The 22,673-nt window shown below is 38.4% G+C and carries 20 protein-coding genes and 1 tRNA gene; 14 read left to right on the forward strand and 7 right to left on the reverse strand.

The features are described from left to right. Positions 1 to 22 precede the first annotated feature (22 nt). The 5 genes from ACLCDL_RS15730 to ACLCDL_RS15750 form a co-directional block, all read right to left on the reverse strand. Positions 23 to 1,357: a Gfo/Idh/MocA family protein gene (locus ACLCDL_RS15730; protein WP_423149361.1), complete on the reverse strand. Its 1,335-nt coding sequence runs from the start codon at positions 1,355 to 1,357 to the stop codon at positions 23 to 25. 178 nt (positions 1,358 to 1,535) lie between these two features. Next, on the reverse strand, positions 1,536 to 2,618 hold the full coding sequence (locus ACLCDL_RS15735) for a substrate-binding domain-containing protein (protein WP_423149362.1): 1,083 nt from the start codon (positions 2,616 to 2,618) through the stop codon (positions 1,536 to 1,538). 121 nt (positions 2,619 to 2,739) lie between these two features. Further along, positions 2,740 to 2,813, reverse strand: a tRNA-Arg gene (locus tag ACLCDL_RS15740). Between the two features lie 152 nt (positions 2,814 to 2,965). Beyond that, a complete protein-coding gene (locus tag ACLCDL_RS15745; RefSeq protein WP_423149363.1) occupies positions 2,966 to 3,565 on the reverse strand; it encodes a DUF4142 domain-containing protein in 600 nt (199 codons plus the stop codon). Between the two features lie 110 nt (positions 3,566 to 3,675). Next, positions 3,676 to 5,922 (reverse strand): Tex family protein, encoded by a 2,247-nt coding sequence (locus tag ACLCDL_RS15750; RefSeq protein WP_423149364.1) that lies wholly within the window; start codon positions 5,920 to 5,922, stop codon positions 3,676 to 3,678. Between the two features lie 167 nt (positions 5,923 to 6,089). On the opposite strand from ACLCDL_RS15750, the gene ACLCDL_RS15755 reads away from it, so the two are divergent. The 8 genes from ACLCDL_RS15755 (at position 6,090) to smc (ending at position 17,313) form a co-directional block, all read left to right on the forward strand. Then, the gene (locus ACLCDL_RS15755; protein ID WP_423149365.1) at positions 6,090 to 6,599 is read left to right on the forward strand and encodes a hypothetical protein; all 510 of its coding nucleotides are present in this window, start codon (positions 6,090 to 6,092) and stop codon (positions 6,597 to 6,599) included. Positions 6,600 to 6,613: 14 nt separating this feature from the next. Next, positions 6,614 to 6,889, forward strand: coding sequence for a GNAT family N-acetyltransferase (locus tag ACLCDL_RS15760; protein WP_423149366.1), 276 nt, complete (start codon positions 6,614 to 6,616; stop codon positions 6,887 to 6,889). A gap of 477 nt (positions 6,890 to 7,366) precedes the next feature. Continuing rightward, positions 7,367 to 7,606, forward strand: a complete 240-nt coding sequence (locus ACLCDL_RS15765) for a hypothetical protein (protein WP_423149367.1) — start codon at positions 7,367 to 7,369, stop codon at positions 7,604 to 7,606. A gap of 86 nt (positions 7,607 to 7,692) precedes the next feature. Further along, on the forward strand, positions 7,693 to 8,229 hold the full coding sequence (locus ACLCDL_RS15770) for an NADPH-dependent FMN reductase (protein WP_423149368.1): 537 nt from the start codon (positions 7,693 to 7,695) through the stop codon (positions 8,227 to 8,229). Between the two features lie 101 nt (positions 8,230 to 8,330). After that, positions 8,331 to 9,485 carry a galactokinase gene (locus ACLCDL_RS15775; protein WP_423149369.1) on the forward strand — a complete coding sequence of 385 codons (1,155 nt, stop codon included), beginning with the start codon at positions 8,331 to 8,333 and terminating at the stop codon, positions 9,483 to 9,485. Between the two features lie 15 nt (positions 9,486 to 9,500). Beyond that, positions 9,501 to 10,031, forward strand: coding sequence for an RNA methyltransferase (locus ACLCDL_RS15780; RefSeq protein ID WP_423149370.1), 531 nt, complete (start codon positions 9,501 to 9,503; stop codon positions 10,029 to 10,031). A 124-nt stretch (positions 10,032 to 10,155) separates the two neighbouring features. Continuing rightward, entirely contained in the window at positions 10,156 to 13,614 is a 3,459-nt protein-coding gene (locus ACLCDL_RS15785; RefSeq protein WP_423149371.1) for a ThuA domain-containing protein, read from the forward strand. 159 nt (positions 13,615 to 13,773) lie between these two features. Then, on the forward strand, positions 13,774 to 17,313 hold the full coding sequence (smc, locus tag ACLCDL_RS15790) for a chromosome segregation protein SMC (protein WP_423149372.1): 3,540 nt from the start codon (positions 13,774 to 13,776) through the stop codon (positions 17,311 to 17,313). Positions 17,314 to 17,316: 3 nt separating this feature from the next. On the opposite strand, the gene ACLCDL_RS15795 is transcribed toward smc, so the two are convergent. After that, positions 17,317 to 17,583 (reverse strand): hypothetical protein, encoded by a 267-nt coding sequence (locus tag ACLCDL_RS15795; RefSeq protein WP_423149373.1) that lies wholly within the window; start codon positions 17,581 to 17,583, stop codon positions 17,317 to 17,319. A 202-nt stretch (positions 17,584 to 17,785) separates the two neighbouring features. On the opposite strand from ACLCDL_RS15795, the gene ACLCDL_RS15800 reads away from it, so the two are divergent. From ACLCDL_RS15800 to ACLCDL_RS15810, 3 genes are all read left to right on the forward strand, one after another. Then, positions 17,786 to 18,148, forward strand: a complete 363-nt coding sequence (locus ACLCDL_RS15800) for a response regulator transcription factor (protein ID WP_423149374.1) — start codon at positions 17,786 to 17,788, stop codon at positions 18,146 to 18,148. Positions 18,149 to 18,318: 170 nt separating this feature from the next. Beyond that, positions 18,319 to 19,071 (forward strand): ZIP family metal transporter, encoded by a 753-nt coding sequence (locus ACLCDL_RS15805; RefSeq protein ID WP_423149375.1) that lies wholly within the window; start codon positions 18,319 to 18,321, stop codon positions 19,069 to 19,071. 158 nt (positions 19,072 to 19,229) lie between these two features. Next, positions 19,230 to 19,556, forward strand: coding sequence for a hypothetical protein (locus tag ACLCDL_RS15810; RefSeq protein ID WP_423149376.1), 327 nt, complete (start codon positions 19,230 to 19,232; stop codon positions 19,554 to 19,556). 8 nt (positions 19,557 to 19,564) lie between these two features. On the opposite strand, the gene ACLCDL_RS15815 is transcribed toward ACLCDL_RS15810, so the two are convergent. Beyond that, positions 19,565 to 19,792 carry a hypothetical protein gene (locus ACLCDL_RS15815; protein ID WP_423149377.1) on the reverse strand — a complete coding sequence of 76 codons (228 nt, stop codon included), beginning with the start codon at positions 19,790 to 19,792 and terminating at the stop codon, positions 19,565 to 19,567. Between the two features lie 203 nt (positions 19,793 to 19,995). Here ACLCDL_RS15815 and ACLCDL_RS15820 point away from each other — a divergent pair, with 203 nt between their 5' ends. From ACLCDL_RS15820 to ACLCDL_RS15830, 3 genes are read left to right on the forward strand one after another with little or no spacing between them, the layout of a single operon-like run. Next, entirely contained in the window at positions 19,996 to 20,802 is an 807-nt protein-coding gene (locus ACLCDL_RS15820; RefSeq protein WP_423149378.1) for an MlaE family ABC transporter permease, read from the forward strand. Further along, entirely contained in the window at positions 20,802 to 21,575 is a 774-nt protein-coding gene (locus tag ACLCDL_RS15825; protein WP_423149379.1) for an ABC transporter ATP-binding protein, read from the forward strand. Before ACLCDL_RS15820 ends, ACLCDL_RS15825 begins: the two co-directional genes overlap by 1 nt. Before the next feature lie 7 nt (positions 21,576 to 21,582). Next, positions 21,583 to 22,554 carry an MlaD family protein gene (locus ACLCDL_RS15830; protein ID WP_423149380.1) on the forward strand — a complete coding sequence of 324 codons (972 nt, stop codon included), beginning with the start codon at positions 21,583 to 21,585 and terminating at the stop codon, positions 22,552 to 22,554. The last annotated feature ends 119 nt before the right edge of the window (positions 22,555 to 22,673 follow it).

The raw sequence follows: 22,673 nt of genomic DNA on the forward strand, positions 1-22,673 counted from the left end.
TATATTATCCGTTGCGCTTATCTTAATATTCGTTTGTAAAACCGAATACCGGCTTGCGGTCTTTCCACTTTCCGCGGGTAAAATCAGGAAATTGCTGCGGAGCACCTCCATTGGCAATTGACATTTCAGAAAGCGGACTAATAACGCTCCATGCGGCTGCATCGTAAACGTCTAAAGGAGGAGCAACTTTTCTTTTAACAGATTCCACAAAGGCATTCAGAACAAAAAAGTCCATTCCGCCATGTCCTGCCCCATTAGCATCATCCGCATATCGTTTCCATAAAGGATGATCGTACTGTTCCAGGTATTTTGTTGCGGATTCCCATTCATCATTTTTGCTCTTTCCTTCAATGTAGATCACATTTCCGTCATCCATCCAGAGTCCTTTAGTACCCTGAACGCGGAAACCCAGAGAATACGGGCGTGGAGAATTTGTATCGTGCGTAACTAGAATAGTTTCACCGTTTGATGTTTGAATAAGGGTAGAAACAATGTCACCGAGTTTAAACTTCACATTTGCGTTGGGATGATCTTTACCACCCTTGTCGATTATGTAGTTATGAAGGCCGCGGGATTTTGTAGCTACCGAAGTTAGCGAGACAAAGCTATTCCCTCGATTGATGTTGAGGCAATTAGCAATAGGGCCTATTCCGTGAGTAGGATATAAGTCGCCGTTGCGCTTAACAGAATGTTCGGTACGCCAATGAGCTTCGTGAATGCCTTTTTCGCCAAATTCCGCCCCCGGTTCAAATTTCACTCCCCTTAGATCATGCTGATAACCGCACTGGCAGTGTGTTAACTCACCAAAAAGATTCTGACGAACCATATTCAGCACAGCCATTACATCTCTGCGGTAACACACATTTTCCAGTATCATACAATGACTTCCGGTTTTTTCCGATGTGTTTACCAGATCCCAGCATTCTTCAACTGTATTTGCTGCAGAAACTTCAACACCTGCATATTTCCCCGCTTTCATCGCTGCCACAGCCATAGGTGTGTGCCATTCCCATGGAGTAGATATAATGACACCATCTATATCATCCCGCTTTAATAAATCAAGAAAGGAATGTTCATTTTTAGAATACACAGCTGCTTTCTTAAAACCAGCTTTTGCTATTAAATCCTGGGCAATGCCAATACGCACCGGATCAATATCACAAATTGCTGGTATTTCAACATCCTTCCGGTGCAGCATATTACTGAGATGATTTGTACCTCTTAATCCTACCCCGATGAAAGCGATCCTGGCCTTCTTACTGGCAAAATCTGCAAAAGAAAGATGAGGTGTTAGCGCTAATCCTGCACCTGCAATAATAGCCTTTCCAATAAAATCACGACGATTGATGGTTTCCATATAAAAAGATTAGTGTGTGCGAAGACACATTTAATAATTGGTTATAAAACAAATATATATAAATATAAATGTGAACGCACACACAAATTAAAAAAAATATTTTTTTAGTTTAAAGATGGGAGATATCCTACAAGGAAGACAATAAATTCAAAGACTAATAAAATGAGTGAGGATTATCTTAAATATCCTTATATACTAAATCATCATCTATATAATAGTTGACGTTCTCTTTAGTAACAATATCTAAGGGCAGATATTTTAATACAGGCACTTCTTTTTTGAAAACCAAATGCTCAGTTAACTGGTGAATTCCCCAATACCCTTGCCCTTTGGGATTTTGATTGATCAGGAAACTGATAAGTCCTTTATCCAGAAAATGAAGGTTTTTTGGCAACAGGTCATAACCGATGATTCTGATTTTTTTAATATGCTTTTGCTTAAGGTATCCGGCAATTTCAAAAGCTTTTGAAGTAGTAACATAAATGCTTTCCAGATCCGGATTACTTTCGATGATCTGGTCAAGATGGACTACAAAAGAAGAAAAATTAGTACTGTTTAATTCTGCTCGTATTATTTTATATTGCTGTGTCAGGTTGTTTTGCGAGAAATAGTTTCTAAAGCCCTGCTCTTTTTTAACAAGGTGGGCTGCATTTTTTATTTCTTCGTCAAAATGAGCTATTAAAACCGTGCATGGATGAGACAAGCCGTAATGAATGAGTTTTCCGGCAAGGAAACCGCTTTGATAAGAATCCTGTCCGATATAACTTAACGGATCGTAATCGGTAATTTGTGTATTGAACAGCACAAACGGAATTCCCGACTTTTTCCATTTTTCGAAAAACGGAACGGTTTCTCTGTAAAAAATGGGGGAAAGAAAAATACCGTCCGGAGAGCTTGATGTTAATTCAGTAGCTTTTTCTATAAAAGATTCTACCTGGTAGGGATTAAAAATATACTGATCTACTACAACGCCGAACTGCCTTAAATCTTTTTCAGCTTTTTCAATCCCTGCTTTGGGGGCAAACCAGTAAGGGTCTGAATGATGATCGGGGATTAATGCTGCTATATGATAAATTTTATTTGAACCCAAAGCCCTTGCCATCAGGTTAGGTTCGTAATTCATTTCTTGGATAATTTTCAATACCCGTTCCCGAACCTTTTCAGAAACACGTCCTCTGTTATGCAATACCCTGTCTACTGTCCCCGTAGAAGTTTGGGCTCTGAGAGCAATATCTTTTATACGGGCAGTTTTATTCTTCATATTTTGCAAGCAAAGGGATTCTAAAAATAAGGGTATAATTTTTGAAATTACAAAGACTATGAATTTCTGTATGACATATCACAAAAAAAGCAGCAATTAGAATAACTGCTGCCCTTCTTTGTACCCCCATCAGGATTCGAACCTGAGACCTGCGGTTTAGAAAACCGATGCTCTATCCAGCTGAGCTATGGAGGCCTGCAACAAATTTTATTGCGCTGCAAATATAGAAAAAAATGGAAACGCAAAAATTATTTATGGATGTAAATAACAAATAAATGCGTTTTGTAGTTACCTGACAAATAAAAAAAGGAGCACGTAGCTCCTTTCTGATACACTATCTGTACCCGTTATTTTACTGCATCTTTAACTGCCTGGGCAGAATCCAGGTGCATTTTCAATACAGGTAATGTTTTGGAAGCAAAAGATTTTAATTCATCATCCTTTAAATTCTTGGATGCATCTTCAAACTCGTCAATATCCTTTTTATGATCGTCAGTCATCATGCTCATATATTCTTTATCAAAGTCGGCACCCATCAATTTTTTCAACTTATCAACATGCTCCTGGTGTTCGGGACTTAAAGCTGAAGGTATTGTAATATTCTTTTTAGAAGCGATCATCATCAGCTCTTTGTTGGCTTTTGAATGGTCGCGAACCATCATTGCTCCAAAGTTTTTTACTCGTTGATTCTGTGCATTTTTTTGCGCTATTTCTCCTAACTGAACCTCCATAATGCCGCCATCGCCGGCCTTTAGTGCAAATTCTGTTGCATCATTGGATGAAGTATCTGTAGCATCTGTAACCGTAGTAGCCGAATCGTAAGAAGTCATCGAATCTGTTACAGTACTTGCAGAAGTGTCACTATCGCCTCCTTTTGAACCATTACTGCTACAGGCAGCAATTGCAAGGGCCATCGAAGCCAGAAGTATTAAACCATTCTTTTTCATAATATAGATGTTGATTTTATTATTCAACAGCTGTAAAATGAGATGGTTTTTATTCTTTACCTAACAAAATGACCAGGTTAAATTACCCATAAATATCTAGATGGATTCTGTTAGCTAAACTTGCTTTTTAAAGCAGCCAGTTTCGACTGCATATCGGCCTCCTTGTTCACTTTTTTAGCATCAGTATTCCTGTTGGCGGGTTGATTTTTCCTTGAACTGATTGTATTCTTTTCTTCCTCCTTTTTCATTGAAAGTGATATACGTTTTCTTGCGGCATCAACTTCAGTTACCGTTACTTCTACTTTTTGATGAACCTTTACAACTTCGTTCGGATCTTTTACAAAACGATTGGAAAGCTGACTTAAATGGACAAGGCCGTCCTGGTGTACACCTATATCAACAAAAGCACCGAAATTGGTGATGTTTGTAACAATACCGGGTAGCTTCATTCCAATTTTCAAATCGTTTATGTCATTTACACCTTCAGTAAAACTAAAGGCTTCAAACTGCTCCCTCGGATCTCGTCCCGGCTTTGCCAGCTCCTGCAGAATATCTTTCAGCGTAGGCAATCCAACTGTTTCAGTTATATATTTTTGAGGCTTTATTTCAGAACGCAATTTTTCATCCTTCATTAAATCGGCTACCTGGCAGCCAAGATCTTTTGCCATCTGTTCAACCAATGTATAACGTTCGGGATGTACAGCACTTGCGTCTAAAGGATGTTCTGCATTACGAATGCGTAAAAAGCCTGCAGCCTGCTCGAAAGCTTTATCACCAAGGCGGGGTACCTTTTTAAGATCTTCTCTTCTTTTAAAAGCTCCGTTTTTATTTCTGAACTCAACAATATTCTGCGCCAGCTGCTGTCCTAAACCTGAAATATAAGATAATATTTGCTTAGATGCGGTATTGAGTTCCACCCCTACTGCGTTTACAGCACTAACTACTGTATCGTCAAGCGAGGTTTGGAGTTTATTTTGATCTACATCGTGCTGATATTGGCCCACCCCTATTGACTTAGGATCAATTTTAACCAGTTCTGCCAATGGATCCATTAAACGCCTTCCAATAGAAACTGCGCCCCGAACGGTAACATCTTTGTCCGGAAATTCTTCTCTCGCTGCTTCTGATGCAGAATAAATAGAAGCACCGCTCTCATTTACCATGACAATAATAAGGGGCAGGTTTAAGCTGCGAACAAAAGTTTCTGTTTCTCTGCCTGCCGTACCGTTCCCTATTGCTATAGCATCAATTTTATATTTTTCTGCCAGGTGAAGAACCGTTTTCTTCGCTTCGCTTACGTTACCTGCACCTGTATGCGGATAAATAGTGGTATTATCCAATAACTGTCCCTGTTCATCCAGACAAACAACTTTACATCCTGTACGAAAGCCCGGATCAATTGCCATCACTCGTTTCTGACCCATCGGAGCTGCTAAAAGTAATTGACGGGCATTTTCTGCAAAAACCGCAATAGCCTCCTCGTCTGCTTTTTTCTTAGACAATAAACGAACCTCAGTTTCCATTGATGGCTTTAATAACCTTTTGAAACTATCTGCAATTGCCAGTCGAAGCTGATCTGAACAAACATTATTTGCAGTAACAAACATCCTGTCGAGAATTGAAATTGCGTCATTCTCCGGAATAACAATATCCAGATACAGAACAAGCTCTTTTTCAGCTCTTCTTAAGGCAAGCAACCGGTGAGAGGGAATTGTCTTAACTGCTTCTGACCAATCAAAATAGTCTTTATACTTAACTCCTTCTGTTTCTTTTCCTTCTATTACCCTTGATTGATACGCTCCTTTTTCAAGAAAAAGTGCACGAATTTCGGCTCTTGCCTCCGCATTTTCTGCAATTATCTCTGCTAAAATATCTCTTGCTCCTGCAAACGCTTCTTCTTCTGTGCTTACTCCTTTTTCTTCACTTATATATTTTGCAGCCTCATTTTCGAGATCAATTTTCCTTTGTTCAAAGATTATATCTGCAAGAGGCTGCAAGCCTTTCTCCCTTGCTGCAGTTGCCCGTGTTTTCCGTTTGGGGCGATACGGAAGGTAAATATCTTCCAATATGGTCATCGATTCAGCTTCCTGAATTTGTTTTTCCAGCTCCGGACTTAATTTACCCGATTCATTTAACGACTTCAGTATAGCCTCTCTCCTTTTGTCCAGGTCGCGAAGCTGATTAATCCTGTCGCGAATAGCTGCTACCTGTACTTCATCTAAACTTCCTGTCAGTTCTTTCCGGTAGCGGGAAATAAACGGAACCGTTGCCCCGTCATCCAATAAGTGTACTGTTGTACTCACCTGTTTTTCGGACAAAGAAAACTCACCTGCTATTATTTTAAAATGCGATATCATTCAATTTATTTTTATAATCAAACTCATTTAAGAAAACGATAGTATCTGCTTCCAAATTTTGTGGACGAAGATGTTAGTATCCCTTTTAATTTCCAAAATTGCTTATCAACACTTCTGCCGATAATAAAACCAAATTAACAAAACCTGCAAATGCATGTTGTAGCATAATGAGCCTTTTAAATACATACAGAATTAATATTCCTTCTTCAGGTGAAATCGTTCAGGAATTGAAACTAGACTATACAGGGGAGTATTCTCCTGCAAATGCCGAAGTAAATTTAAGTGAGTCTGTTCCGCTTATTACAGCTGATTGCCCTAACTTACTTCAATATTTCCCTTTAAATAGTGCATCTGACATTTTTTTCCAGGAAAACATGGATGACCGACTGATTGAAGAAAAGACCAAAGGCAAAACCCGATGTGTGATCATCTGCAATTCTTTTGATATTTCTGACGGAAACGGAGAAAGAATTTCAGTAAGCTCAGGTTCCCAGTTCTCTTTTATTGCCGGGGTATGCGATTCGACCGAGGATCCTTTTACTGGAGTTTTGCTGAACAGCTGCACCCTGCTTAGTAAAAACTCCCCGTTAACAGAATTAAAACCTGGCAAGCAGCCTTTTTTTCTCAAGAAAGAGGAAATAAATCCCTGGCTAACAGGAATAAATCTATCACATTAAAACTAAAAATTACTATGTCAGATATCGAAATTACCGAACAACGCTTTGAACTTCATCAGGAAAATAGAACAGCTTTTATTGAATATAAAGTAAAAAATGGAATTCTTTATTTAATTCATACAGAAGTGCCGAGCGAACTGGAAGGTCGTGGAATTGCATCCAGGCTGGCGAAATTCGCTTTGGATTATGCCAAAGAAATGAAATTAGAATTAAAGGTATTTTGTGCCTTTATTAACAGCTATCTTGAAAGACATCCTGAGTATAAAACACTTCTAACTATCCGGGACTAATGTTATAACTTTTAATTCCTTTATTGAAACAGCTGAAGAATATAGTAGAAAGCCAGAAGCAGTACAGCCGCCCGTATACAATACGAAATAATTAATAAAGAATCCGCTTCTCTGTGCTTATGCGAATTAGAATAATTCCGGCTATAGGACGACCCGTTGCTCTGCCTTGCAGGTTCACGGCTTATAAAAGTACGTTTCATAGGAATAGGGCATTAAAGATAACAATTTTCATCTGAATAAAAATTAAAATTTCCTTTCAATATAAATAGTGAAGTTTACTGCCCTTCCGGGATTTAATTAAGTCCCAGAAATGAATGCTGCAGAAGTAACTATTTTCCTCTTACTTACGTATATAATACGTCGCGTTTATTTTAAGAGACTATATAATCGTTTAACAACAAAAATTGTTTGCTTGTTAAGAGAAATAGCGCACTAATTAAAACTACAACTACCTTAAAACATTTTTTAGAGGGCGGGATGGAGATAACAAATCTGAAGGAGCCAGGCTGGTACATTGCCAGGGATAACAAATCACTCTGGTGGAATTTATTCGTTTACATTACGTCTAAACCGCCGTTTCAATGTATCAAAATAGAGGGAAACAGCTCGAAAACCATCACCGTATTTCCGGAAGAAATAAAAGAAGTATCCGATAAAAGAATTTCTGCCAGGGAGTTTGAGGTAATACAGGAAACTTCAACAAATACTGCCGCCTAAGTAAAAGCTTCTTCATCACCTTATTGTAAAACAAAGGGGCCAAGTAAAAATAGTTTACTGATTGCTTTACTTTTACTTTTTTAAGCATGATGAACAAAAACAGGAAGAAAATACTGGCTATTTCGGGTAGCACCAGAAGTAATTCTACCACAGAAACCCTTCTTAATGTGATAGCAAAATTGTCTAAAGAGAATCTTGAAATTCACATTTATAGCAAAATCGCCGAACTTCCGCATTTCAATCCTGATCTCGATACTGAAGAAGCGCCACAAATTATAACAGAATTCCGCGAACTTGTTAAGGCCTCAGACGGAGTAATCATTTGCACTCCCGAATATGTTTTCAGTTTACCGGGAACGCTTAAAAATGCACTCGAGTGGACAGTTTCTACAACTGTTTTTTCTGATAAACCCGTCGGGTTAATTGTCGCTTCATTAGGAGGAGAAAAGGCGTATGAATCGCTTATCCTGATCATGGAAACTTTAGGCGCAAAAATCCCTAACGATGCCAAACTTTTAATTCAGGGATCAAGAAGCAAAGTGAGCCAGGAAGGTAAAATCACCGATTCAGATACACTGCAAAAAATTCATCAGCTAATAAATACCTTTATTAACTATGGCTAAAATCTTTTTTTTTAATATTGCACTTTTAAGCAAAAGCTTACTAATTTTTCTGACAAACATTTGCATTATCAGTACGTTTGCCAAGAGAACAGAACAGCCGTATGAAAGATCAGTTAAACCTTCGTTTTAAAGAATTATTTAACAAGGATGCAAAGAATGTTTTTTTTGCACCCGGCCGCGTTAACCTGATAGGAGAACACATTGACTATAATGGAGGGCTTGTGATGCCCTGCGCCATCACCTTTGGCACTTATCTTCTTACAGCTCCAAATAACGAAGGTAAATTACGTTTCCGAAGCCTCAACTTCGATGAGCAGTTGGATATTCCTTTACAGCAAGAATATAAAAAAGAAGGTAAAAACTGGTATAATTATCCCCTCGGCGTCATTAATTATCTATTTGCAGGCCATAGTTCATCAGAAGGTCTTGATATGCTTTTTTACGGCAATCTTCCTATCGGTGCCGGACTTTCTTCTTCTGCTTCTATTGAAGTGGTAACTGCCTTTGCATTTAATGAATTATTCGGCTTAACTAATTCTCTTCTTGATCTTGTTAAAATAACCAAAAGAGTAGAAAATGAATTTATAGGGGTTAACAGTGGCATTATGGATCAATTTTCAATAGCTTTTGGAAAAGAACATAAAGCACTTAAACTGGATTGCGAAACGTTAAACTATCAGGCGGTTGACTGTAATTTACAGGATCATTTATTGGCTATTATAAATACGAATAAGCCGCGAAGTTTAGCGGAGTCAAAATACAATGAACGTGTTAGCGAATGCCAACAAGCATTAAAATGTTTGCAGAAAGAGTTACAGATTGATAATTTATGTGATTTAGATACTTCCACATTTAACAGGCATACGCATTTGATAAAGGATGAAGTTATACTTAAGCGGGCCCAGCATGTGGTACAGGAAAATGAACGGGTACATCATGCGGCCAAAGCATTGGCGGAAAACCGCTTAAGAGAATTTGGAATTTTAATGTACTCATCTCATAATTCTTTAAAAGATCTGTATGAGGTGTCAGGAAAAGAACTTGATACTATTATTGATTTCTGCGAAACATATTCCCAGGTTACAGGAGCACGAATGACAGGAGCAGGTTTTGGCGGTTGCGCCATAGCCCTTGTAAAACAAGATTCTTTTGAGGATTTCAGTCAGAAAATTACAGAATTCTACCAGAAAAAGATCGGATATAAACCTTCTGTTTACAGTTCTCTTATTGGCGACGGCGTAAAGGAATTGGTGTAAAGGCTCTGTTCAACAATGCGAAAACTTAAATTAGATGAGCTTAACAGGGCAACTGTTGAAGAATTTAAAGCTCAGGAAAAACTTCCCATTGCGATAGTACTGGATAATGTAAGAAGCCTTCATAATGTAGGTTCGGTTTTCAGAACCTGCGACGGTTTTGCTGTGGAGGAATTGATTCTTTGCGGAATAACCGGACAACCTCCCCATCGTGAGATTGAAAAAACTGCGTTGGGTGCAACACAATCAGTCCATTGGCGCTATTTTGATCAGAATGTTGAAGCAATTTCTTATCTGAAAGATAAAGGCTATAAAATTATTGCCATTGAACAGGCAGAAAACAGCATTTACCTCAATAATTTTTCGCCGGCAAGAGATGAAAAATACGCCCTGATCTTTGGAAATGAAGTAAACGGAGTATCAGACGAGGTGATGAAAACTATTGATCATTGTATAGAAATACCACAGTTTGGCACCAAACATTCTTTCAATATTGTTGTCTCTGCCGGTATTGTCTTGTGGGATTTTTTCTCAAAACTGCATTCCTAATACTTATCCAGAAAATTAACCAGAAAAAATTTGTCATTCTGACATTTTATCCTCCGGGTAATTGGTTTTTTATCAATTAATAATATATTTACCGATCCAAATATATCCTACAAAACACCGATACATGTTAAAATTAAAAGATTCTAAAAGATTGAGATTAGGTCTTCTTGCAGTTGCCGCCTCTTCAAGCGTTATTCTGGCTTGTACAACCTTAAAAAAAACAAGTAATAACGAACAGGCTGCAGTAACTACAACTCCTGCCCGGACTCCGAAAGTGCTTGTTTTTACAAAAACAAAAGGTTATTACCATGAATCTATTCCTTCAGGAATTGCCGCAATTCAAAAATTAGGCAAAGAAAATAACTTTCTGGTTGATACGACAAAAAACGCAGCTTACTTTGTTGAAGACAGCCTGAAAAACTACAGTGCGGTTATTTTTTTAAGCACTACGATGAACGTTCTAAACAGCGACCAGCAGGTAGCATTCGAACGTTATATACAGGCCGGAGGCGGATATATGGGTATCCATGCTGCAGCAGATACTGAATACGAATGGCCCTGGTACAATAAATTAGTAGGAGCCTATTTTTTAAGCCATCCCGGCAACCCAAATGTTCGTAAAGCCACTATTGATGTGATCGATACAAGCCACATTTCTACTAAAGGCCTGCCAGCAAGATGGGAACGCACAGATGAATGGTATAACTACAAAAATATTCAATCAGACCTGCATGTATTAGCAAAGCTGGATGAAAACACCTACGAAGGCGGAGAAAATGGAGACAATCACCCTATCGCCTGGTATCATGAATTTGACGGTGGACGTGCTTTCTATACAGGAGGCGGACATACTAACGAAAGTTATGCAGAGCCGCTGTTCCTCAAGCACCTTTTAGGCGGAATTAAATATGTTATAGGTACTGGCCCCCTGGATTTCTCCAGATCCTATGCAGTAAAAATGCCGGAAGAGAACAGATTTACAAAAACAGTTCTATCGAATGATTTGAATGAACCAATGGAATTAGCAGTTGCACCCGACGGAAGAGTATTTTTCATAGAGCGTGCAGGTAATTTTTACATGTATGACCCCAAAACAAACAGCACTAAACTGATACGGAAATTTCCGGTAAAAGCAGTTGATAAATACTTAAACGGGCTATTGGGAATAACAATTGATCCTGATTTTGCAACTAATCATTTTATCTACTTTTTTAATACCGCGTCTGATAAAGATCAAACCAAGCAACACATTTCACGCTTTGTATTTAAGGATGATAATACACTGGATCTTCAGTCTGAAAAGGTAATCATCGAAATTCCAATCGACCTGGAGGTTAGTGCGCATACCGGCGGATCTTTAGCCTGGGATAAAGACAAAAATTTATACATCTCTACAGGTGATAATACCGTTCCTTTTGAATCTGAAGGCTTCGCCCCTATTGATCAGCGGGAAGGAAGAAAAACATTTGATGCCGAACGTTCTGCAGGAAATCCGAATGATTTAAGAGGCAAAATTCTCCGGATACATCCGCTGCAAGATGGTTCATATACAATTCCTGAAGGCAACCTTTTCCCAAAAGGCACACCTGGAACACGTCCGGAAATATATGTAATGGGTTGCAGAAATCCTTATCGGATCTCTGTCGATCCTGAAACTTCTATTCTTTACTGGGGTGAAATAGGCCCAGATTCGGGAGTGGATGGCAAACAAGGACCAAGAGGTTATGACGAATTTAACCAGGCAAAAAAAGCGGGTAATTTCGGCTGGCCATACTTTGTAGGCGATAATAAAGCATATCATCAGTATGACTTTGCAACCAAAAAAGTTGGAGAACTGTTTGATGTAAACAGACCTGTAAATAATTCTCCGCTAAATACAGGAGCAAAAGTCCTTCCCCCTGCGCAAAAAGCTATGATCTGGTATCCTTATAACCGGTCTGAACAGTTCCCTGATCTGGGTGAAGGCGGGCGCTGTGCAATCGGTGGACCCGTTTATCATTTTGATGCTTCCCTAAACTCAAAGACCAAATTTCCATCGTATTATGATAAAGGACTTTTTGTAATGGATTGGATGAGAAACTGGGTTTTTGTAATCCGTTTAGATGAAAATCAGAATTACAAACGTATGGAGCAATTTATGCCTTTGGGAGGAGATTTCAGAAGGCCGGTGGATATAGAAATTGGACCTGAAGGTTCGTTTTACGTACTTGAATATGGTTCTGTTTACGGTATTGACAATGTGGATGCACGACTTGTGCGCATAGATTACAATGGCGGAAACAGGGCTCCCATGGCTAAAATCACAACAAAGGATACAATAGGAATTGCACCTTACCAGGTAAAATTCACCAGCCAGGGAACGAAAGATTTTGACGAGGATGACAAATTAACTTATGAGTGGAGTATGGATGGGAAAAACACTTTTTCACAGGAGGCAAATCCCGTATATACGTTTGAAAAAAACGGCATATATAAAGCAACTTTAAAAGTAACTGATCCTTCCGGTGCTGTGGGCAGAGATACTCTAGTAATCAAAGTAGGAAACACACTTCCACAGGTGGCAATTACAACAAGCAATAACAGCAGTTTCTTTTTCCCTCAAACAACACCGTTAAAATATGCTGTAACAGTAAAAGATAATGAAGATAAGGTTATCAACAAAAATAAGCTAAAGATCTCCCTGAAGTATATTCCTAAAGTAGGTTCAGAGAAAAACCTGGTTGGTCATCAGAAGATTGAACAGAACTACAGCTTAGGAAAAGCTTTAATGGCAAAAAGCGATTGTAAAGCATGCCATCAGTTGAATGGTAAATCTGTAGGGCCTGCTTTTATGCTTGTATCAAAACGTTATCAGAACGATAGCAAGGCAGTAAACAGGCTTGCTAACAAAATAATAACGGGAGGTGGCGGTGTTTGGGGCGAGCATGCCATGAGTGCGCACCCGCAGCTTTCAAAAGATGAAGCTTCCGATATGGTAAAATATATTTTGTCGCTGACTGCAAAAAAACAGCAAACAGCGCTTCCACAGCAGGGAACTGTAATGCTGAATGAGCACCTGAACCAGGGAAATATAGGCAGGTATGTGCTGAGCGCTTCTTATACTGACAATGGAGGAGCTATTACGCCGTTGACAAATTCGGATGTACTGGTACTGCGCCCTTCAAAAGTGCAGGCAACAGATGCAGATGTTTTACATAATATAAATAAGAATGAAAAGCTTTTAGGAAGCATCCACAATCGTTCGTATTTTGTATTGAAAAATATCGATCTGAAAGGGATCAGCGGATTAACCTACCGCTATTCATCACAAAATAAAGATGCAGCTATAGAAGTACATGCTGATTCTCCTAAAGGACCCTTATTAAGTACATTAAACTATCAATCCACAGGATCTTGGGAATCGTTTAAAGAACTTAGCACGCCTGTTAAAGATCCGGGAGGAATACACGATTTGTATTTCGTTTTTGTAAAAGAAGAAGCTCCAAACAAGCATTTGTGCTCGCTCGACTGGATAAAGTTTGATAAATCCCCTACCGACGCAAACGTTAAATCAGGAAAGACAGGAAGTTCAAAAAGCCGTTAATCAATTTTAATCAAACGTCACAAGAAAGAGGGTATCTGTAAAATGATATCCTCTTTCTTTTTTAACTTAAAGGATGTTAGCAAAATAAAAAAAATCTTACGCAGGAAATCTTTAAATTAGTTGCCGTTTTAGTTGAAATACCGCAAGAAGTCGAGATAGATGCAGCTCACCCGATTAGAAATTAAAGGCTTTAAAAGTTTTGGCGATAAAATCACAATTAATTTTAATGAAGGCGTAACGGCAATTGTAGGGCCAAACGGTTGCGGAAAATCGAACGTGGTGGATGCCATCCGCTGGGTTTTAGGTGAACAAAGCACGCGGATGCTAAGATCAGAGAAGATGGAAAATATCATCTTTAATGGCACAAAGACCCGCAAACCTTCTCAGTTGGCGGAAGTATCGTTAAGCTTCGACAATACCAAAAACATTCTCCCTACCGATTTTTCCCAAGTTACTATAACACGTAAGCTATATCGGTCGGGTGAAAGTGAATACCGTTTGAACGATGTACAATGTCGTCTTAAGGACATTACAGATCTTTTCTTAGATACGGGAATCGGTGCAGATACTTATTCTATCATTGAACTTAAGATGATAGATGAAATTATCACCAATAAAGAGGGGTCCAGAAGAAACTTATTTGAAGAAGCTTCGGGAATTTCTAAATACAAGCTGCGAAAAAAACAAACCTTCAATAAGTTAAAAGACACAGAAGCCGACTTAAGCCGGGTAGAAGATTTGTTATTTGAAATAGAAAAAAATTTAAAAACCTTAGAAAACCAGGCTAAAAAGGCCGAAAGATACTATCGCCTTAAAGATCAGTACAAAGCATCAAGCATTAATCTTGCTTCTTTTCGTATTACCGGATTCAGGGATGCACTGGAAAAGCTGGATGAAGAGGAATCAAAACAGGCTGTAGAGAAATCTTCGATATCTGCCGAAACAGATAAACAGGAATCGGCACTTCAACAGCAAAAGGTAGAACTTATAACTAAAGAAAAAAATCTATCCACGCAGCAGAAAGCCAGCAACGAGTTCATCTCAAAAATCAGGGCTTACGAAAGCGAGAAGAAAATAAAAAACGAACAGCTTCGACATCTGCAGGACAAGGAAAAACGGCTAAGTGAAGAGCTTGACAAGGATAAAGGCCAGCTTAATCATGTTCTCTACAACATAAAACGGTTAAACGAAGAGCACCTCCTTGAATCTGAAAATCTGCAAACAGTTAAACAAAAGCTTGAAAGTTTAAAGGAAGAGTTAGATGAAATACGTATTAAGCAGCAATCATCTAAAACAGAACTGGACCAGTTTAGCCGGAACAATAACGAGCTGCAAAACCAGGTTTACAAATCTGAAAAAGAAATAGATATTTTGAACATTCAAAAGGAAGCTCTTTTGCAGGAAAGCCGGAGAAACGTAGCAGATACTGCCTCGAAAGAAACAGAATTAAATGAGTTTAATAAAGCTATTGCGGAAATTGAAGAGAAACTGCAAAAGCAACGGGCAGAATTAGAAGAGTTACAAAAATTTGAAGAAGAACTTTCCCAGCAAATAGCAACGAGTGAAGCCTTTATTACATCTCATAAAGAATTGATTTCTGCCGACAGCCGCAAGCTGGATGCAAAGCAAAACGAATACAATTTAACAAAATCGCTGGTTGATAATTTAGAAGGTTTTCCGGAGTCTATTCGCTTCTTAAAAAAGAATACAGGATGGGCGAAGCAGGCTCCTCTCCTTTCGGATGTACTGTTTTGTAAAGAAGAGTTCAGAATTGCAATTGAAAACTACCTCGAACCTGTAATGAATCATTATGTAGTTGAAACGCAGGCAGAAGCGGTGCAAGCTATTCGGCTGTTAAGCGATTCATCAAAAGGACGGGCTAATTTTTTCATACTCAATTCGTTTAAAAACACCGGGAAAAAGCCACTCATTACCACGACCGGAAATCTTATTTCGGCCCTTGATATAATTGATGTGGAAGCTAAATACAAATCGCTGTGCGAGCATTTGTTATATAATGTGTTCCTGCTTACAGAAAAGGAAGAGGAAGAATTAGGGGCTATATTACCAGAAGAAAACGTGGTAATTCTAAGTAAAACCGGTAAATTCAGTAAATCCAGAATTGGAATGTCGGGTGGTTCCGTTGGTTTATTTGAAGGAAAAAGGATCGGGCGGGCAAAAAACCTGGAAAATCTGGCTAAGGAAATCCGTTCGCTTGAAAATCAGATCAGCAAGTTAAAAACAGCTATTGAACAGAAAGGGCAAAAACTGATTTCACTAAAGGATTCTACCCGTAAACACGCTATTCAGCAGTTAGAACAGGAAATTAATCGTTCCAACAATGACTTCATATCGCTGAAAACCAGGCAGGAACAATATCTTACTTTTATCGAAAACAGCCAGAACCGGAAACAGGATATTGAGAAAAAAATTGAAGGGATCAATGAAGAATTAAACATATCTGTTCCTAACCTGGAAACATTAAAATCTCAGAAACAAAAAATTTCTGAAGAACTGTTAGAAAAACAACTGGCTTATAACGAACTGGCTGAACTGGTAACAGAAAAATCAACAGCTTATAACCAGGAAAACATACGCTTTCATCAGCAGCAAAATAAGGTTTCGGGTATTGACAAGGATCTCGAATACCGGGATAGCCAGGAAAGAAGCCTTGCCGCAAGAATAGAATTAAATACTATTGAGCTCGAAAAAACAAAAGTTAGTATTGCTGATACGCTGCAACACGTTGACCTTTCTGACGAAGACCTGATTTCCATGTATGCACAAAAAGAAGAATTTGAAAAAGGCGTGCAGGAAGCAGAACGTGAATATTATTCCAGCCGTGGTTTGATTACCGAAATTGAAAATTCATTAGGTGCACTAAGAAAGAAAAAAGAGCTTTCAGACCTGATATCTAATGAATTGAAAGATAAAAAAACGGCTCTCCGACTCGAGTTAAATGGATTGAAAGAACGCTTATCTATTGAATTTTCGATTGATATCAACGATCTGCTTGATTCGGAAATACCGGAAAGTGAAAACGAAACAGAGCTGAAAGAAAAGACTGAGCGGCTAAAGCGTCAGCTGGATGAATTCGGTGCTATTAATTCCATGGCAATGGAAGCTTTCAGAGAAATGAATGAACGATTCAGTTTTATTCAAAACCAGAAAAAAGATCTTTTGGAAGCAAAAGACTCCCTGCTGCAAACGATAAAGGAAATTGACGATACAGCGAAAGATAAGTTTATGGAGGCCTTTATTAAAGTGCGTGAAAATTTTATCCGGGTTTTCCGGTCACTCTTTAATGAAGAAGACAACTGCGACCTGATATTATCCGACCCGGAAAATCCTCTCGAATCTGATATTGATATTATTGCCCGCCCAAAAGGAAAACGCCCCTTGTCGATCAATCAGTTATCCGGTGGAGAAAAAACACTTACAGCTACAACTCTGCTGTTTTCCCTCTATCTCCTGAAACCTGCACCCTTTTGTATTTTTGATGAAGTAGATGCTCCTTTAGATGATACAAACATTGATAAGTTCAACAATATCATCCGCAAGTTTTCCTCCGAATCGCAGTTCATTATTGTTTCGCACAATAAACGTACTATTGCCAGTACCGATATAATTTACGGCGTAACAATGGTAGAGCAAGGCGTTTCACGAGTGGTAGCAGTTGATATGCGGGAGGTAGCTTAATTGTTAATATTCTATATCGATTAAACTCTTAACAGGAATAACAACGCCATTTTTAAGTTGAATATAGTGTTCTGTTACTGCCCAAACGGTGGTTTCTACCCTTTTAACTCCCTGGTCTGTTTGAAAGATAATGTTTGCTTTTGATTTAAACTCATTTCCCAGGCGCATGGCCCCGCGTAGTTTGTTATTCAATTCTTTTGTGTGATCTTCAGATGCCGGTATGATTTTGAGAGCGGGTATTTCTTCTTTCCCAATCAATGAACCATTCATAATAAAATAAATATTTTTAGCTATAGACAAGCAAAACAGGCAATCGTTTTAATATAACAGAATTTTTAAGTTCTCCGTACCGAATAATAAAAACCCAAAAACAATCTTTCATCGCAATTGTATGTTTTTTTATTTTTTACAATTAATATTTGTAACTTAAATCTTCATTTCATGGCAGAATAATAGTAAATAACAGGCAAGTATGATTAAAAAAGTTTTGGTTTTAGAAGATGAAAAAGACATTCGCGAAATTATTGGACTCATACTTAAAGATGCAGGATACCTGGTAAGCTCTTCTGCTCTGGCTAAAGATTTCTTTCTTCAAATAGACACTTTTTGCCCCGACCTGATAATTCTTGATATTGCTCTTCCTGATGGAGACGGCAGGGAAATCTGCAAGGCACTTAAATCCAATAAACGGACTTTGCATATCCCGGTTATTATAATTTCTGCACACCCGGCCGTAGCAAATATTGTAAAAGAGGTTGGTGCGGATGACTTTCTTGCAAAACCTTTCGATATTGACGAACTGGCAGAACATGTTCGTATTAAAATATCAGCATGATAAGGGAATAATTATTCAAGTTTAATACATCCTGCCAACTTAAGTCCTTCATGAATTTCTTCTTTGACCCAAAAGCTTCGTAATCCAAAGCACCTGCCATCCGTAAAGCTATTCTTTCTTTTGCCTTTTACTTTTCTGAAACCAATTCAGCCTGGCGGTGTTTTTTTGACATGCCAAACTGGTTAGTTGCCGGCTTATGGGGGCTTTTTTCGGGATCAGCCTTATTAATAGGTGCTTTAGGGGGCTACTTTTTAAGAGTATCTCAAAAAGTGGTAGCAATGATAATGGGTTTTGGAGCCGGAGTGCTGATATCGGCTTTATCTTTTGAATTAATGGATGAAGCATATCATCGCGGTGGATTTGTGGCTACGGCAATTGGATTTATAAGCGGCGGGGTAATATATTCAATAGCTAATTACTTCCTTGCTCATAAAGGAGCTAAACACCGGAAACGTTCTGAAGAACAGCAACCAACAGAAAAAGAAAATCCGGGTAGTGGTTTGGCAATAGCTATGGGAGCTTTATTAGATGGGATACCCGAAGCCATTGCCATAGGAATAAGCATGATTGAAGGAGGAGCAGTAAGCGTAGCTACGGTGATAGCAATTTTCATTTCAAATGTCCCTGAAGGATTATCCAGTTCATCCGGAATGAAAAAAGCAAAAAGGTCAAAAACTTTTGTTTTTGGTTTATGGAGTATTATTGCAATTCTAACCAGTCTGGGTTCAATTGCCGGTTATACTATTTTCAGTCATCTCTCTGCTGCAGTAATGTCTGCAACCATGGCAATAGCAGCGGGAGCGATATTAACGATGCTGGCAGACACCATGATTCCCGAAGCTTTTGAAAAAGGACACAATCTAACAGGGATAATTACTGTTCTTGGATTCCTTGCGGCATTTGTACTCTCAAAAACAGGCTAGTATTAATTCTCATTTACTTTTGCCTTCGAAAAAATCACCGCTTATTTCCCCGCGTTCGCCGGGTTCTTTCCGTCATCTGCCTAATAGTTATTTACATCTCTGCCGGCCATTATACCTTTGGTTAAGAATTAAAAATCAAGACATTAAAAACAAAGGTTATGAAAACTATAAAAACTATAACAGCCATTTTATTACTTACCATTTCTACAGGTGCTTTCAAAACAGTAAAAGCAGACGAATTGCCAAAAACAGGTAGATTGCAAAAAAACATAACAGTAAATCCGGAAGATATTAACAACAGAGATATTGAATCTCTAAAGAATTTACCGGCAACTGCTCCTACTCTGCCTTCTCTTAATGCAGAAGACCTCGACCTCGATGAAATAGAAAAATTAAAAACTATCGGGAACAAGTTGCCACTAGCAATCAATCCGGAAGATATTAACAGTAAAGAGATTGAAGCATTAAAATATGTTGCTTTTTAATAAAATCTTTATTTAAAAGACTGCTTAAAAGCAACCAGAACTTCCAGGAAAACATTTTTATCCAGATCAAAATTAGCCGGCTTATCTATAGGTACCGGCTTGTTGTTTTTATAACTTATCGGAAATAACCTGATAAATTGTTCTAAGGTTAATTCATAACTTAACCAGGAGTGTTTACTGTAAATTTCAGAGAGTCTCATCTCAAAAAGCCTTCTTTCGTAGGGATCTTCACTCATAACTTCAATACGGCAATACTAACAAATAATTAAAAATACCCGTGGTATTTTTAACTGTTGAAATTCTAATACAGATTATTCTTTTCATAAATCAATACATTCTTACATTTGTGACTTTCAAAATAATTAATCTTTTTAAAACAAAGCATGTATTTATTTGAGTTTACATGTAGGTATAGGCTAAAGATTGACGTCAGAAAATAATGGATTACAAAAAAGAAAACACTACTGCAGGTGGTAAAAGAAATGTGCTTTCTCCCAGGCTTGACAGTATGTTTCTTGATTTATACAATGTCTATCAATTTGTAATTAGGTTCTTCAAAGAGGTTTTTCTTCCTCCGTACGAGTTTAAAGAAATAATCAGGCAGTGTTACGAAGTAGGTGTAAAATCACTTCCCTTAATAACATTAACAGGCTTTATTACAGGTTTGGTTTTCACTAAACAATCCAGACCTTCGCTCGAAGAGTTTGGTGCTGCTTCCTGGCTCCCCAACCTGATTTCAATTGCAATTGTACGTGCCCTTGCACCATTAGTAACTGCATTGATCGCAGCAGGAAAGGTGGGATCAAACATAGGAGCTGAATTAGGTTCCATGCGGGTAACCGAACAGATTGATGCAATGGAAGTATCTGCCACCAATCCGTTTAAGTTTTTGGTAGTATCAAGAGTACTTGCAACAACTTTTATGATACCGGTGCTGGCCATGTACACCGGTTTTGTAGGTTTAATGGGCTCGTTTATAAATGTAAATCAGGAAGAACTGACAAGCTATACGACTTTTTTCCAGGGAGCATTTGAAAGCATCACATTCCTTGATATCTTTTCATCCCTCATTAAAGCTATACTTTTTGGCTTTACTATCGGGATAGTAGGATGTTATAAAGGCTATAACTCTTCAAAAGGCACAGAAGGTGTTGGAAAGGCCGCAAACTCAGCCGTTGTAGTAGCCATGTTCCTGATATTCATTGAAGAAACCCTTGTTGTTCAAATAGTTGCGGCATTAAGATAATGGAAAAGTTTCATCCAAAGATCGATAAGAATAACACCGTAATTACCATCAGGCAATTGGTTAAATCTTTTGGCGACCTGCATGTATTACGCGGTGTTGATCTTGACCTGTACCAGGGAGAAAACCTGGTAGTGCTGGGCCGCTCCGGAACGGGAAAATCTGTATTGATAAAAATAATATCCGGACTCCTGAAAGCGGATTCGGGTTATGTAAATATTTTAGGATGTGATATGAGTAAGATAACTCCTAAAGAATTACAGGAGCTACGCCTTAAAATTGGATTTTCTTTTCAAAACAGTGCTTTATACGATAGCATGACGGTAAAGGGCAACCTGGAATTTCCTTTGGTCAGAAATTCGAGGAACTTGTCAAGAAAGGAAATTAACAAGGATATAGAGGAAGTGCTGGATGCCGTAGGCCTTGCCCAAACCATTAACCAAATGCCTTCAGAACTTTCGGGCGGACAAAGGAAACGAATAGGAATTGCGAGAACCCTGATATTGCGGCCCGAAATTATGCTGTATGACGAACCAACTGCCGGTTTGGACCCCATTACCAGTATTGATATAAACAATCTTATAAACGAGGTTCAAACCAGGTACAATACATCCTCTATCATCATTACCCATGACTTAACGTGTGCAAAAGCTACCGGAGATAGAATAGTGATGTTACTGGAAGGACAGTTTCAAAGACAAGGCAGTTTTCAGGAAGTTTTCAACACGAATGATGAAAGGGTAAAAACCTTTTACGATTATAATTTTATAGAATAAAGATTAAATGAGCACTGCAGATAATAAACGATCGGTGATTGTTGGAATATTCATATTCCTGGGCCTGATAATTTTTGTTATGGGCGTATTCACCCTGGCAGGAAAACAGAAACGCTTTGTTAAAAGTATTACACTTAAAACAGTTTTTGACGATGTTTCCGGCCTTCAGAAGGGAAATAATATTTGGTTCTCGGGGGTAAAAGTGGGTACAGTTAAGAATATTGAATTCTACGGAAACTCGCAGGTTGAAATCACAATGAACATTGAAGAGGAAGTTCAACGCTACATCCATAAAGATGCAAAAGCAAAAATCAGTTCGGAAGGATTTATCGGGAATAAGATTATTGTTTTATATGGAGGAAATCCGAAGTCTCCACAGGTTGAAGATGGTGATATCATTCATTCGGAAACTGCGCTTTCAACCGATCAAGTGATGGAAACCCTGCAGGAGAACAATAAAAACCTCCTCGTTATAACAGAGGATTTTAAACAGTTAGCCGAAAAAATCAAAGCAGGCGAAGGAACAATAGGTGCAGTACTTACCGACTCCACTTTAGCAAAAAACTTCAGAAATATTGTTTCTAACCTGCAAACAGCATCAGCTAATGCCGCTCACATGACAGGTTCGCTGACCAGTTTTACCGGAAACCTCAACAGAAAAGGTACTTTAGCGCACGAATTAGTGACCGATACCTCTGTGTTTAAAAGCATAAAAAGTTCTGTGAGTCAGCTGCAGCGTGCAACTGCAACTGCATCCGAAATGGCGGATAACTTAAAAACAGTTAGCTCAAATCTTAACAATACAAATACGCCTGCAGGGGTATTATTAAATGATCAGGAAGTAGCATCTGATTTAAAAACAATTATAAAGAATTTGGAAACCAGCACTCAAAAGCTGGATGAGAATATGGAAGCCTTGCAGCACAACTTCCTTTTCAGGGGATATTTTAAAAAGAAAGCGAAAAACGAGGAAAAATAATATAAGAAAAGGCGAAGCAGATTACAGTGCCCCCAAAAAGTTAGACACTTTCTGGGGGCATTTTTATGATAAAGAAAAAGAAGCACAGTTTTGAATTTAAGCTGCACTGTGTAAAGGCA

The organism is Rubrilithobacter danxiaensis (assembly GCF_047272945.1).
Classification (GTDB): Bacteria; Bacteroidota; Bacteroidia; order Sphingobacteriales; family Sphingobacteriaceae; genus Rubrolithibacter; species Rubrolithibacter danxiaensis.

Excerpts from the sequence above, each read along its gene's own strand:
- ACLCDL_RS15730 (WP_423149361.1), bottom strand. The coding sequence starts at position 1,357 with ATGGAAACCATCAATCGTCGTGATTTTATTGGAAAGGCTATTATTGCA.
- ACLCDL_RS15735 (WP_423149362.1), bottom strand. The coding sequence starts at position 2,618 with ATGAAGAATAAAACTGCCCGTATAAAAGATATTGCTCTCAGAGCCCAA.
- ACLCDL_RS15745 (WP_423149363.1), bottom strand. The coding sequence starts at position 3,565 with ATGAAAAAGAATGGTTTAATACTTCTGGCTTCGATGGCCCTTGCAATT.
- ACLCDL_RS15750 (WP_423149364.1), bottom strand. The coding sequence starts at position 5,922 with ATGATATCGCATTTTAAAATAATAGCAGGTGAGTTTTCTTTGTCCGAA.
- ACLCDL_RS15755 (WP_423149365.1), top strand. The coding sequence starts at position 6,090 with ATGAGCCTTTTAAATACATACAGAATTAATATTCCTTCTTCAGGTGAA.
- ACLCDL_RS15760 (WP_423149366.1), top strand. The coding sequence starts at position 6,614 with ATGTCAGATATCGAAATTACCGAACAACGCTTTGAACTTCATCAGGAA.
- ACLCDL_RS15765 (WP_423149367.1), top strand. The coding sequence starts at position 7,367 with ATGGAGATAACAAATCTGAAGGAGCCAGGCTGGTACATTGCCAGGGAT.
- ACLCDL_RS15770 (WP_423149368.1), top strand. The coding sequence starts at position 7,693 with ATGATGAACAAAAACAGGAAGAAAATACTGGCTATTTCGGGTAGCACC.
- ACLCDL_RS15775 (WP_423149369.1), top strand. The coding sequence starts at position 8,331 with ATGAAAGATCAGTTAAACCTTCGTTTTAAAGAATTATTTAACAAGGAT.
- ACLCDL_RS15780 (WP_423149370.1), top strand. The coding sequence starts at position 9,501 with ATGCGAAAACTTAAATTAGATGAGCTTAACAGGGCAACTGTTGAAGAA.
- ACLCDL_RS15785 (WP_423149371.1), top strand. The coding sequence starts at position 10,156 with ATGTTAAAATTAAAAGATTCTAAAAGATTGAGATTAGGTCTTCTTGCA.
- smc (WP_423149372.1), top strand. The coding sequence starts at position 13,774 with ATGCAGCTCACCCGATTAGAAATTAAAGGCTTTAAAAGTTTTGGCGAT.
- ACLCDL_RS15795 (WP_423149373.1), bottom strand. The coding sequence starts at position 17,583 with ATGAATGGTTCATTGATTGGGAAAGAAGAAATACCCGCTCTCAAAATC.
- ACLCDL_RS15800 (WP_423149374.1), top strand. The coding sequence starts at position 17,786 with ATGATTAAAAAAGTTTTGGTTTTAGAAGATGAAAAAGACATTCGCGAA.
- ACLCDL_RS15805 (WP_423149375.1), top strand. The coding sequence starts at position 18,319 with ATGCCAAACTGGTTAGTTGCCGGCTTATGGGGGCTTTTTTCGGGATCA.
- ACLCDL_RS15810 (WP_423149376.1), top strand. The coding sequence starts at position 19,230 with ATGAAAACTATAAAAACTATAACAGCCATTTTATTACTTACCATTTCT.
- ACLCDL_RS15815 (WP_423149377.1), bottom strand. The coding sequence starts at position 19,792 with ATGAGTGAAGATCCCTACGAAAGAAGGCTTTTTGAGATGAGACTCTCT.
- ACLCDL_RS15820 (WP_423149378.1), top strand. The coding sequence starts at position 19,996 with ATGGATTACAAAAAAGAAAACACTACTGCAGGTGGTAAAAGAAATGTG.
- ACLCDL_RS15825 (WP_423149379.1), top strand. The coding sequence starts at position 20,802 with ATGGAAAAGTTTCATCCAAAGATCGATAAGAATAACACCGTAATTACC.
- ACLCDL_RS15830 (WP_423149380.1), top strand. The coding sequence starts at position 21,583 with ATGAGCACTGCAGATAATAAACGATCGGTGATTGTTGGAATATTCATA.